Source organism: Actinopolyspora lacussalsi subsp. righensis (assembly GCF_900116555.1).
Classification (GTDB): domain Bacteria; phylum Actinomycetota; class Actinomycetes; order Mycobacteriales; family Pseudonocardiaceae; genus Actinopolyspora; species Actinopolyspora lacussalsi.
In genome coordinates this window covers 45509-57820 of the sequence record NZ_FPAT01000006.1, presented here as the reverse complement: position 1 = coordinate 57820, position 12312 = coordinate 45509, and the positions used below count along the sequence as shown (strand labels likewise).

The 12312-nt window shown below is 69.2% G+C and carries 10 protein-coding genes; 5 read left to right on the top strand and 5 right to left on the bottom strand.

The window, feature by feature from the left end; all coding sequences use genetic code 11:
* Positions 1–211 precede the first annotated feature (211 nt).
* From cydB to BM394_RS12425, 5 genes are all read right to left on the bottom strand, one after another.
* On the bottom strand, positions 212–1219 hold the full coding sequence (gene cydB, locus BM394_RS12445) for a cytochrome d ubiquinol oxidase subunit II (RefSeq protein ID WP_092977967.1): 1008 nt from the start codon (positions 1217–1219) through the stop codon (positions 212–214).
* Between the two features lie 108 nt (positions 1220–1327).
* Positions 1328–2845 (bottom strand): cytochrome ubiquinol oxidase subunit I, encoded by a 1518-nt coding sequence (locus BM394_RS12440; protein ID WP_092978282.1) that lies wholly within the window; start codon positions 2843–2845, stop codon positions 1328–1330.
* A gap of 548 nt (positions 2846–3393) precedes the next feature.
* Positions 3394–4095: an IclR family transcriptional regulator gene (locus tag BM394_RS12435; protein WP_092977965.1), complete on the bottom strand. Its 702-nt coding sequence runs from the start codon at positions 4093–4095 to the stop codon at positions 3394–3396.
* 4 nt (positions 4096–4099) lie between these two features.
* Complete coding sequence (gene fahA, locus BM394_RS12430; protein WP_092977963.1) at positions 4100–5305, bottom strand: fumarylacetoacetase; 1206 nt, start codon at positions 5303–5305, stop codon at positions 4100–4102.
* On the bottom strand, positions 5302–6165 hold the full coding sequence (locus BM394_RS12425) for a hypothetical protein (protein WP_245755324.1): 864 nt from the start codon (positions 6163–6165) through the stop codon (positions 5302–5304). The genes fahA and BM394_RS12425 overlap by 4 nt, the downstream gene beginning before the upstream one ends.
* Positions 6166–6337: 172 nt before the next feature.
* Here BM394_RS12425 and BM394_RS12420 point away from each other — a divergent pair, with 172 nt between their 5' ends.
* The 5 genes from BM394_RS12420 (at position 6338) to BM394_RS12400 (ending at position 12264) form a co-directional block, all read left to right on the top strand.
* Entirely contained in the window at positions 6338–7525 is a 1188-nt protein-coding gene (locus BM394_RS12420) for a homogentisate 1,2-dioxygenase (RefSeq protein ID WP_092977961.1), read from the top strand.
* A gap of 430 nt (positions 7526–7955) precedes the next feature.
* The gene (locus BM394_RS12415) at positions 7956–8726 is read left to right on the top strand and encodes a DUF2470 domain-containing protein (RefSeq protein WP_092977959.1); all 771 of its coding nucleotides are present in this window, start codon (positions 7956–7958) and stop codon (positions 8724–8726) included.
* A gap of 108 nt (positions 8727–8834) precedes the next feature.
* Positions 8835–9662 (top strand): CPBP family intramembrane glutamic endopeptidase, encoded by an 828-nt coding sequence (locus BM394_RS12410; RefSeq protein ID WP_092977957.1) that lies wholly within the window; start codon positions 8835–8837, stop codon positions 9660–9662.
* Between the two features lie 128 nt (positions 9663–9790).
* Positions 9791–10975, top strand: a complete 1185-nt coding sequence (locus BM394_RS12405) for an arginine deiminase (protein ID WP_092977955.1) — start codon at positions 9791–9793, stop codon at positions 10973–10975.
* 134 nt (positions 10976–11109) lie between these two features.
* Positions 11110–12264, top strand: coding sequence for a GAF domain-containing sensor histidine kinase (locus BM394_RS12400; protein WP_092978278.1), 1155 nt, complete (start codon positions 11110–11112; stop codon positions 12262–12264).
* Positions 12265–12312 lie beyond the last annotated feature (48 nt).

Sequence of the window (12312 nt, the reverse complement as noted above, 5' to 3'; positions counted from 1 at the left end):
GCCCGCGGCGTGGTGCCGAACTCCCACCACTCCCGCAGGCCGCGCTCCGACCACTCACGTCACTCGCACCGCAGCGGGTTCTCGCGTGCGGCTCTCGCGAGGACGGCCCCGACGTTGTGTAGTGACTACCCGAGGTCGGGGCACCCGCAGCGAGATCCGTGCGAGAGGTTCCGCCACTCGCACCGCTACGCAAACCGAGCGGCCACAACGGCTAAGCGGCGTGCACCGGAGGGATGTGCTTGGTCCCGATCCGCTTGCGGAACACCCAGTAGGTCCACCCCTGGTAGACCAGCACGGCCGGGGTCCCGAACGCGGCCACCCAGGTGACCACGGTCAGGGTGTAGGGGCTGGACGCGGTTTCGGCGATCGACAGCGACCACGCCGGATCGAGCGTGGAGGGCAGCACGTTGGGCCACAACGCGCCGAACAGGGTCACCACCACTCCGGCCAGCGCCACTCCCTGCAGCACGAACGCCTGGCCGTCGCGGCCCACCGCCTGCCGCGCGAGCGCGGCGAGCCCCGTCAGCAGCGCGATCAGCAGCGGAATCCAGGTCCAGGCCGCTCCCTCGCGCAACTGGGCGACCAGCAGCAACCCCACGACGGGCAGCAGCAGCGGCACCCCGAGCAGCAGCGCGAAGCGGTGGGCTCGTTCCCGCACCCCGCCCTCGGTCTTCAACGCCAGGAACGCGGCGCCGTGCAGCAGCGAGAAGGCCGCCACGGCCACGGCTCCGAGCACGTTGGGCAGCGTGAGGATGACCAGCGGACCACCGACCCGGTCACCGTTGGCGTCCAGCGGCAGCCCGAAGACGGTCGCCGACAGCACGAGTCCGACCATCAGCGGAGCGACCCACGAGGCGATCACGATCACCGTGTCCCAGGCACGACGCCACCGGTCGGTGTCGACCTTGCCCCGGTACTCGAACGCCACCCCTCTGCCGATGAGCACGAGCAGCAGCACGGTGAACGGCAGGTACGCGGTGCTCAGCAGCCCCGCGTACCAACCGGGGAACGAGGCGAACATGGCACCGCCCGCCACGATCAGCCAGACCTCGTTGCCGTCCCAGACCGGGCCGATCGTGTTGATCAGTACCCGACGTTCGGTCTCCTTGCGTCCCAGGACGGGAAGCAGCATGCCGACGCCGAAGTCGAAGCCCTCCAGGAAGAGGTAGCCCAGCCAGAGCAGGGCGATGATGCAGAACCAGACGGTCGGCAGGTCCATCAGGTCACTCCGGTGGTCGGTGCGGTCGGTCGTGCGCGGCTGATTCCGCGCGGAAACGGGGCACGGTATCGGTCGGGGGCTCGGGCGAACCCGTCCTCCGGGTGGGCGTCAGTAGGCGAAGGAGAGGACGTCGTCCGAGCCGGATCCGCCCGAACCGGAGTCGTCGTCGGAGGACTTGTGCGGCATCACGGACTCGAAGCCGCCCCGCGCGTAGCGCACCATCAGGAACACCTCCACCACCAGCAGCACGCCGTACACGGAGGTCAGCGCGATCAGCGAGGTCATCATCTCGCCCGGTGAGACGCCGGAGGAGACGGCCTGCGCCGTGTACATCCAGACACCGTCCACTCCCGAGGGGTTGGGATTCGGGGCCACCACGAACGGCTGGCGCCCCATCTCGGTGAAGATCCAACCGAACACGTTGGCGAGGAACGGGGTGGCGATGGACGCCAGTGCCAGCGGTCCCCACAGCCGCCCGCGCGGGAACCTGCCGCCCCTGGTGAACCAGAGCGCCCCCAGGGCGGCCAGCGCCGAGACCGCGCCGAAGCCGATCATGAACCGGAATCCCCAGTAGGTGACCGGCAGGTTCGGCTGGTACTCGATCCGCTCGCCCGCGAGCTCGCCCAACCTGGGGTCGTTCGGGTAGTGGGTGCCGTACTTCTCCGCGTACTCGCCCCGCAGCTGCTGCACGCCCTTGACCTCGGTGTCGAAGTCCCCGTGGGCCAAATAGGACAGCATGAACGGCACGGTGATGCTCTTGACGCTCTCGCAGTCGGGGCGACTGACGTCGCCGTAGGCGAAGACCGAGAAGCTGGCGGGCTGTTCGGTGTGGCACAACGCCTCCGCCGAGGCCATCTTGAGCGGTTGCTGCTCGAACATCAGCTTGCCCTGGATGTCGCCGGAGATCGCCAGCCCCACGAAGGAGAACAGCGCCACCCACGCGCCGACCCGCATCGACTTGTGCCAGACCCGGCGATCCTCGTCGTGCGGCATGCCCTGCCGGTCGCGCTTCCAGATCTTCCACGCGGCGATACCGAGCACGAACGTGCCCGCCACCGCGAAGCACCCGAATATCGTGTGCGGGAAGGCCGCGAGCAGGGTGTTGTTGGTCAGCACGGCCCAGATCGAGCTCAGCCGGGGCTCCCCGTCGACCATCTCGACACCGACCGGGTGCTGCATCCACGAGTTGGCCGCCAGGATGAAGTAGGCCGAAGCCACGGTGGCCAGCGAGAACGCCCAGGCGCAGGCCAGGTGTACCCGTTTGGACAGCCGGTCCCAACCGAAGATCCACAGCCCGAGGAAGACCGATTCGACGAAGAAGGCGACGATGCCTTCCATGGCCAGCGGCGCCCCGAAGACGTCGCCCACGAACCTGGAGTACTCGCTCCAGGCCATGCCGAACTGGAACTCCTGCACGATGCCGGTCACCACGCCCATGGCGAAGTTGACCATCATGAGCTTGCCCCAGAACTTGGTCATCTTCAGGTACCGCTCGTTACCGGTGCGGTACCAGGCGGTCTGCATTCCCGCGACGAGGATCGCGAGTCCGATCGTCAACGGGACCATCAGGAAGTGATAAACCGTCGTGATCCCGAACTGCCACCTGGCGATGTCGAGAAGATCCACGCGTACCAGCCTGCCCCCGAGCCGGCGGGAATTGCAGGACAAATCGTCCTCATTCCCTCGGACGAGGGTCCTGGCGGCGACCGGGACGTTGGTCCTGACAGGGGAGGACCTGTAGCCCGATCCGGGGTGAATCGCGCCGCGATCGGGTGAGCGGGAAGGGCTTCACCCACGAATGAACGGAATTCTCACTCCGAAGTCCGCTGTTGTAAACCGTCCGTCCGAAATTCCGCCGAAGAAGCTGCCCCGATTCGCGGCTCCGGGGACCACTTCAGTCCGCACCGGCACCGTCGATTTCTCGCGAAATCGCCGCGCCCGCGAGGCGGGCCGAGCCCCGATCACCCCCCCGGCAGGGCCGAGCTCCCATCTCCCCGCATGGCGAACTCCCACCACCCTCGCAGCGGGACCGACCGCGGGTTCTCCCGTGCGGCTCTCGCGAGGAAGGCCCGACGTTGTGTAGATCGCTACCCGATGTCGGGCCTCCCCGGAGCGAGAGCCGTGCGAGAGGTTCCGCCACGAAACCAGCTACGCAGACCGAGCCGGCAATTCGACTACCCGAGAGCGTCGGAGACGGCGGAACAGGTGCGTACGACGAGGGGCCCGACCTCGTCCGGCGAGAGCGGCTCCATGGCCACCACGCCCACGCTGGCGCGCAGGCCGGGCACACCACGCACGGGTGCGGCGACCCCGTACGCCCCCGGCTGGAGCTCACCCACGCTGGCCACCCACTTCGGCCCCTCCTCCGAGAGGTCCACGGCGCGACCCGCCGCGCCGCGCTGCACGGAATGTCTGGTGCCCACGCGGTAGGAGACGTGATAGCTCGTCCAGGACGGTTCGACCACGGCGATCGCCTGGGCCTCGTTGCCGTCGGCGACGGTGAGGTGAACCGTGGCTCCGACCCGTTCCGCCAGGGCGCGCAGCGCGGGCAGTGCCGCGAACCGCAGCTGCGGCACCACCTTGCCCGCCAACCACAGCACGCCGAGACCGAGCCGAACCTTGGAACCCTCGCGCCGCACCAGACCACGACTCTGCAACGGGCCCAGCAGCCGATACACCGCCGCCCTGCTGACGCCGACGATGGTGGCGAGATCGCTGATGGTGGGTGCCTCGCTGTCGGCGTCGGCCACCGCCTGCAGCAGGTTGAGGCCGCGCTCCAGCGTCAGCGAACTCTCCTTCGTCTGAGTGGCTCCGGCGGGCTCCCGCTCGGGATCCGGAGTGGGATCCCCGGCGGATCGGGCCGAGCTCGTGCTCATCGGGTCACCTCCGAACCGCGGGCAGCACCGTGCCGGTCACGTCCCCCAGCCCGACCGGACGGCCGTGCTCACCGGGCGCCGTGGCGCTGATCGTCACGCGGTCGCCGTCCTGCAGGAAGGTGCGCTGCTCGCCGTCCTCCAGCGTAACGGGATCGGAGCCGCCCCAGCTGAGTTCGAGCAGGCATCCCCGCTGATCGGGCTCCGGACCCGAGACCGTACCGGAGGCGAACAGATCGCCCGGTCGCACCGTGCTGCCGTTGACGGTCAGGTGCGCCAACTGCTGCGCTGGCGACCAGTACATCTCCGCGAAGGGCGGTCGGGACAGCAGGGTGTCGTTGCACCGCACCTCCAAGCGCAGATCCAGACCCCACGGCCGATCCTCGACGAGGTAGTCCAGCAGCTGGTGATCATAGCCGGTGGTGGGGACCCGGGCCTGTTCCAGTGCCGCGAGCGGGGTGATCCAGCCCGACATCGAGGTCGCGAACGACTTGGCCAGGAACGGCCCCAGCGGCTGGTACTCCCAGGACTGGATGTCGCGGGCGGACCAGTCGTTGACGAGCACCGCCCCGAGGACGTGCTCGGCGAAGTCCTCGGTCTCGATCGACGTGGCGGGTTCACCGCCGCAGACGAAGCCCACCTCCGCCTCGAAGTCGAGCCTGCGGGTGGGCCCGAACACCGGGGTGGGGTCACCGGAGACGCGGCGCTGCCCGTTGGGGCGGGCCACGTCCGTTCCGGAGACCACCACGGTGCCGGAGCGGCCGTGGTAGCCGACCGGCAGGTGCGTCCAGTTCGGCAGCAACGGTTCCGCTTCGCGGCGGAATATCTTGCCGACGTTCTCGGCGTGGTGCCGTGAGGAGTAGAAGTCGGCGAAGTCGGCCACGGTGAACGGCATCAGCTGGGTGTGCCAGTCGGTGCGGATCAACTCGGCGCCCTTGGGACGTGAGTCCGCCCCGACCAGCTCCAGCAGGCGTTCCCGCAGCTCGCGCCAGGCCGCCGGTCCCGCCGCGAGCAGCGGATCCAACGAGTCACCGGAGACGAGCTCACCCACCCGCGGGCCGAGCTCGTCGGCGACGCCCCGCAGCGGGACGGCGTGTTTGCCCACCCGCACGGCCACCGTCGGCCCCTTGGCGGTGCCCAGCACGCCGTAAGGCAGTGTCTGCGGCCCGAACGGGCGGTCCGGCGCGAACTCTGGGTCCTCGATCCAGGTCACAACAGTTCCAACTCGACGAGATCGGACACGGGATCGGTGGGCGAAGTCGCCCCGTACGAGGAGAACACGCTCCGGACCGCCTTCGCCGCCTCGTCGGAGAGCGAGCACGCCTCCTCGGTCAGTGCCCGCTCGTCGGTGCTGGCCAGGGCCGCGCGCACGTCCTGGCCGGACAGGGCGCGCCCCACGGCCACCAGCAGGTTCAGGAAACCGTGGTGCGGAAAGCCGGTCTCCGAGTCGGTACGGCGCACCGCGCGGGGCATTCCGGCGGTCACCTTGAACGGAACCTCCAGCGTGGTGGCCACGGCCAGGAACTCGGCCACGACGTCGACACCTGGGAAGGACTCGACGGTCTGACCTCCCGACCGCAGTTTCGGCCAGCAGCCGAACTCGGCGACCCGACGAACCCCGTCGAGCCACCCCTCACCACGACGTGGTTCGACGACGCGAACCACGTCCTCCGGGACGAACTCGGAAACGCGTTCCAGCCAGACGTCGTCGACCTCGGACGGTCCGGGCATCTCGACCATTCGGAGCGAGAGCAGTTCGTGGCGTCCCTCGATGATCGAGAGCGCCTTCGGCACCTCGCCGAGTCCGGTGTCGCAGACCAGCGACATGGGAACGGGTTCGGCCGGTTTGGCCTTGGCCAGTTCGGTGATCAGTTCCGGCAGGCGGGAGACCTGGCAGAGGATCGGCCCCAGCAACCCCGCGTACTCGCCGTCCCGCGCACGCAGGTGTTCCTCAACCGCCTGAGCGACGGACGCGTTGGCGGGCGGGAACAGCGAGGCATCGTCCACCAGACGTGCGAACAGGGGCGGAATACCGCGCGGACCGGGCGCGTGGAGTTCAACAGCGCTTGACACGAGTGTCACGCTAATGCCGTGCCGGGCAGTGAACAAAAGTGTCCGCAAAACGAACGCCTTGCGGGATTGTCCGATTCGCCGCCGATTCGGGGCGAAGAGGTGACCGTTGGGCGATCAGTCCTGTATTTTCGCAGCGCTCGGCTTTGCCGCGCTCGATCGACCGGAGGCCGGTATGCCGTACTACCGCCAAGTGGGTGAGATTCCGCGCAAGAGGCACACGCGGTTCCGTCAACCGGACGGCAGCCTCTACGCCGAGGAACTGATGGGAATCGAAGGGTTCTCCTCGGAGTCGGCCCTGCTGTATCACCGCGGACTGCCCACGGCGGTCGTCGCGGCCGAAGCGGTTACCGAACAGGGACGTGCCACCGAGCCCAACCTGCCGCTCCGGCCACGGCACTTCCGCACCGGCGAACTCGCGTTCCCGCGCGGCGAGGCCGGGAACGACGCGGTCACCGGGCGCAGGCTGCTTTTCGGCAACAGCGACGTGTCGATCTGCTTCGCGGTGCCCGACACCACGAGCCCGCTCTACCGCAACGCGACCGGTGACGAACTGTGCTACGTGCAGCGTGGCTCGGCACGGTTCGAGACGATCTACGGAGCTCTGGAGGTCGCCGAGGGCGACTACGTCCTGCTGCCCGCCTCCACCACGTACCGGGTGGTGCCGCTGGGCGAACAACCGCCCCGGCTGTACCTCGTGGAAGCGACCGGACACATCGGCCCGCCCAAGCGCTATCTCAGCGCCAAGGGGCAGTTCCTGGAGAGCTCCCCGTACTGCGAACGGGACCTGCGCGGTCCCACGGAGCCGCTGCTGCTGGAGGGCGAGCACGTGGACGTGCTGGTTCGGCACCACGACGGCCTCACCCGGATGACATACGAGCACCACCCGTTCGACGTGGTCGGCTGGGACGGCTGCCTGTATCCGTGGGTGTTCAACATCGCCGACTTCGAACCGATCACCGGACGCATCCACCAGCCGCCGCCGGTGCACCAGACCTTCGAGGGGCCGAACTTCGTGGTGTGCTCGTTCTGCCCCCGCAAGGTGGACTACCACCCGGACTCGATCCCGGTGCCGTACAACCACGCCAATGTGGACTCCGACGAGCTGATGTTCTACGTGGGTGGGAACTACGAGGCGCGGAAGGGCTCCGGAATCGGCATCGGCTCGCTGTCGCTGCACCCCTCCGGGTGCAGCCACGGGCCGCAACCTGGTGCGGCGGAGGCGTCGCTGGGCGCGGAGCGGTTCGACGAGACGGCCGTCATGATCGACACCTTCCGGCCGTTGCGGTTGGGTGAGGCCGCCACCGCATCCGAGGATCCTGCCTACTACCGCAGCTGGGTGACCAACAAGCCGAATGGCTGAGCAAGTCGGCTCGGGTTCCGCAGCTGGTTGCGTGGCGGAACCTCTCGTACGGCTCTCGCTGCGGGGAGGCCCGACATCGGGTAGCGACCTACACAACGTCGGGCCTTCCTCGCGAGAGCCGCACGGGAGAACCCGCGGCGGTGCCGACTGCGGGAGTGCTCGGAGTTCGCCCTGCGGGGTAGTGGGAGCGCGGCACTCCGACACAGCGGCGCGACGATTTCGCGAGAAATCGACGGAGCCGGGGCCACACCGCCCCCAGTGCACCGTCGATTTCTCGAGAAATCGACGGTGTCCCGGCCCCGGTCGACAGCGCGGTACACCGCCCGCGGTTCCGCCACGCGGCGATCCCTGATCGGGTCACTTCCACAACGGCGCCGACTGGGTTAGGGTTACCTAATAAGTCCTGCTGTGCCGCCTCTGGAGGTGAGCGATGCCCGAGACCGCTCGCACGCCCGCGAAGCCCGATGCCGCCGAGCGTGCCCGCACGATCGCCAAACGGGGCGGCAGAGCGGCGGTACAGCCCTCCGGAAACGACGCCGAACGGGTTCAACCGCTGCTGCACCACGTCCACCGGGACGGCACCGCCACGGTGCTGCTCTCGGACGGGCACCCCCTTGTCGCGGCTGTCTGGCAGGCTCCGCGCGGCGAGTTCGGTGCCGTGCTGGAGGTGGCCGACTCCGCCCCGGTACGGCTGCGTGAACCGGTGCGCGGGCTGATCTGGCTGACCGGATGGCTGCGTGTCCCGGACAGCGGTGAACGCCACGAACGGGTACTGCAGATCGCGGAGGAACGCCCCGACCCGCGACTGCTGGACGTCGGGCACGGCGTGACCGCACTGCGGCTGGAGGCCGTCTCGCTGGTACTCGCGGATTCCGAGGAGACCAGCTCGATCGGCTCCGCCGAGTTCGCCGCCTCGCGGCCGGATCCGTTCTGCCTCTACGAGGACGGCTGGCTGCGGCACCTGGAACTCTCCCACCGTGACGTGGTCGGGTTGCTCACCCGCTACTTGCCGGAGCGGTTGCGGGGCGGGCACGTGCGGCCGCTGGGGTTGGACCGCTACGGAGTGCGGCTCCGGGTGGAATCGGCGGACGGCGACCACGACGTCCGGCTCGGGTTCTCCCGTGTCGTGGAGGACTCCGAGCAGCTCGGCGCCGAACTGCGGCGGTTGATGGGATGCCCGTTCCTGGCGGAGCAGCGGTGACCGCGCGGAGTCGATCGAGCGGCGGCGGTCGCGCGGTGGTTTCGGCGTCCGCCGCTCGGAAGGGCACGGCGACGCGATCGGAGAACACCGGTCAGTAGGGTTTCCGGGGTGAGCACCAGTCACGGTCCCACCTCGCCGCGTTCCTGGTTACTGCCGAACCGACCCGATGAACCGGCCCGGATCACCGATCCGGGCAAGCGCAGGGCGATCGTCGTCGAGCTGATCATCGTCTTCGCGATCACGCTCGGCATGGCGGGGTTGCAGAGCCTGCTTTCCCTGCTGGACGCGCTGTTGCGTCCCGAGTCGCTGGACCAGCAGGCGGTGGCGATCAACGCCTCCCAGGCGCGGTTGGGACTGCTGGACCTGCTGGAGCAGCTGCTGGGTGTGCTGCGCCTGTTCTCCTGGGCCGCTCTCGGCGTCTACCTGCTGTGGCAGGGCGGTATCGCGCTGCGAAACGTGGGTTTCGACAACAGCAGGCCGGGTCGGGACCTCGCGGGAGGCGCCGGGCTGGCCGCCCTGATAGGCATCCCGGGCCTGGGGCTTTACCTGGTGGCGCACTCGTTGGGACTGAACCTGGCCGTGCAGCCGACGACCCTGGACGAGGCGTGGTGGCGGGCTCCGGTCCTGGTGCTGTCGGCGTTGGGCAACGCCGCGGCCGAGGAAGTGCTGGTGGTCTGCTACCTGCTCACACGACTGCGGCAGCTGGGTGCCACCGAGAACCGCGCACTGTGGATCTCGGCGGTGCTGCGCGGCTCGTACCACCTGTACCAGGGGTTCGGCGGGTTCGTGGGCAACGTGGTCATGGGGCTGGTCTACGGCCGGGTGTGGCAGCGCACCAACCGGATCCACGCGCTGATCATCGGGCACGCGTTGATCGACGTCGTCGCCTTCGTCGGCTATGCCCTGTTGCGCGACCAGGTGGGTTGGCTGCCCTGATCGCACACCCAGGCACAACGAACCGTCCCCATCATGCCGGAATCGGTTAACGATCCGTCGAATTTCGCGTCGGATGCGGCTATTCTCGCTCGATACGGCTAGGCTGCGGGACCGTGACAACCCCACACGTGACGAGCGAAGTCGGCCCGCTGCGCACCGTGCTGCTGCACCGCCCCGGCGGTGAGCTCAAGCGGCTCACCCCGCGCAACAACGACCAACTGCTGTTCGACGCGATTCCCTGGGTGGACCGTGCCGAGCAGGAGCACGACGCGTTCGCGGCGGTGCTGCGCGAGCAGGGCGTCGAGGTGCTGCTGCTCGACGAACTGCTGTCCGAGGCGCTGCGCGACCCGAGGGCCCGTACCGCGGCGCTGCACAGCGGCGTGGACGAACGCAGGTTGGGCGCCGAGGTGGCGGACACGCTGTGCTCCTACCTGTCCAGCATGGACGAGAAGACGCTCACCGGCGTTCTGGTGGCGGGAATGACCTTCGAGGAACTTCCCGCGGCCGAGGGGCAGTCGCTGGTTCGCAGGATGCACCAGCCGCACGACTTCGCCATCGACCCGCTGCCGAACCTGCTGTTCACCAGGGACTCCTCGGTGTGGATCGACGACAGGGTGGCGGTGACCTCGCTGGCGATGCCCGCGCGGATCCGCGAGTCCGCGCTGACCGACCTGGTCTACGCCTACCACCCCAGGTTCGCGCAGTCCGCCCGTGCCTACGGCGCGCACTCCGCCCCGGTCGAGGGCGGGGACGTGCTGCTGCTGGCGCCGGGCGTGGTGGCCGTGGGGGTCGGGGAGCGCACCACTCCCGCGGGTGCGGAGTCGCTGGCCCGATCGCTGTTCGCCGACGGCCTCGCGCACACCGTGCTCGCGGTGCCGATCACGCAGACCCGGGCCTCGATGCACCTGGACACGGTGTGCACGATGGTCGACCACGACGCGGTGCTGATGTATCCCGCGATCCGCGATCACCTCACCGCCTACGTGCTGCGGCCCGCCGGTGAGGGCATCAAGGTGTCCGGCCCCGAGCCGTTCCTCCGTGCGGCCGCCGAAGCGATGGAACTCGACCGGCTGCGGGTGGTCGACACCGGCCTCGATCCGGTCACCGCCGAGCGCGAGCAGTGGGAGGACGGCAACAACACGCTGGCGGTCTCCCCGGGAACGCTGGTGGCCTACGAACGCAACGTGGAGACCAACGCGCGGCTGGAGGACGCGGGTATCGAGGTGCTGCGCATCAGCGGTTCCGAACTCGGCTCCGGACGCGGCGGTCCCCGCTGCATGTCCTCGCCGATCGTGCGGGATCCGCTGTACTGATACCGCATCCGGCCCCGGTCCCTCCGCCGCGCGGCGATTTCGCGCGAAATCTACGCCCCGGTCGGGCTCCGGGTGTGAGGTTGCTCCTTCGATGAGCGCGTGAATCGCCGGATGGCTATAACGTCGTGGGTGTCATGGATTCGACGCTGGCCAGGCGAATGCTCGCCGCTTCCACCGAGATCACCAAGGCCGCCCTCGCGGAGGAGGATCCGGGGGCGGTGCTTCCGCTCGTGGTCCGGCGTGCCGCCGCGCTGGCCGAAGCCGATCTCGGGCTCGTGATGGTCCGCGACGAGCAGGACAACCTCACGGTGGAGGCGTCCTACGTCGGTCCGCACGCCCCCGAGCCGTTGACCGACCCGGTGGGGTCGGTGCTCTCACCGCACTCCGCCGCTTCCCAGGTGGCACACGGCGGTGTGCCGGTGGTGGTCGACGACCTCATCGACGACCCGATGACGGCTCCCTACGTCCCGTGGGCACTGCGGGTGTACGGCCCGTTCGCCGTGGCCCCGTTCGGCACGCACGAACGGAGGTTGGGCGCGCTGGCGGTGTACCGCAGGCGTGGGGCGGAGCCCTTCACCAGAGTGACCGTGGATCTGCTGACCTCGTTGGCCGCGCAGGCCGGGCTGGCGCTGGTGCTGGCGGAGGGATCCACCGCCCGGCAACGTGTCGCCGTCTACCAGGAACGCGAGCGGATAGCGCGCGACCTGCACGACGTTATCGTGCAGCGGCTCTACGCGGCGGGTGTCCAGCTCAACGTGCTCGACCGCAGGATCGCCGACGAGCTGGATCCCTCGGACGCGAAGCGACTGACCGAGATCACCGATCAGATCGATCAGACCATCGCCGAGGTGCGCGCGACCGTGCGCACGCTGACCTCCTCCGATCCCGAGCAGTCGAGGCAGGCGCCGGATCTGGCGGATTCACTGCGCGGCGAGGTCCGCATCGCGGGTGAGCTGCTCGGCAAGCCGCCCGAGCTGGAGCTGTCCGGCGACCTCGACGAGGTTCCGGTGGCGGTGGCCGACCACGCACGCGCGGCGTTGCGCGAGGCGCTTTCCAACGTGGTGCGCCATTCCGGGGCCCGGAACGTACTGGTCCGGGTGCGACGTACCTACGACGGGCTGCTGTTGCAGGTCACCGACGACGGTTGCGGTGTTCCGCGGGACGTGACCAGGCGGGGACTGCGCAACATGGCGGAGCGGGCCACAGCCGCCGGAGGCAGCTGCACCGTCGACTCCTCCCCGGAAAGCGGCAGCACCGTCACCTGGCAGGTGCCACTCGCCGCGAGCTGAGTCCGGCGACGGTCGCTACCCGGTGCCGAGCGATCCGGCGGCTGCCGA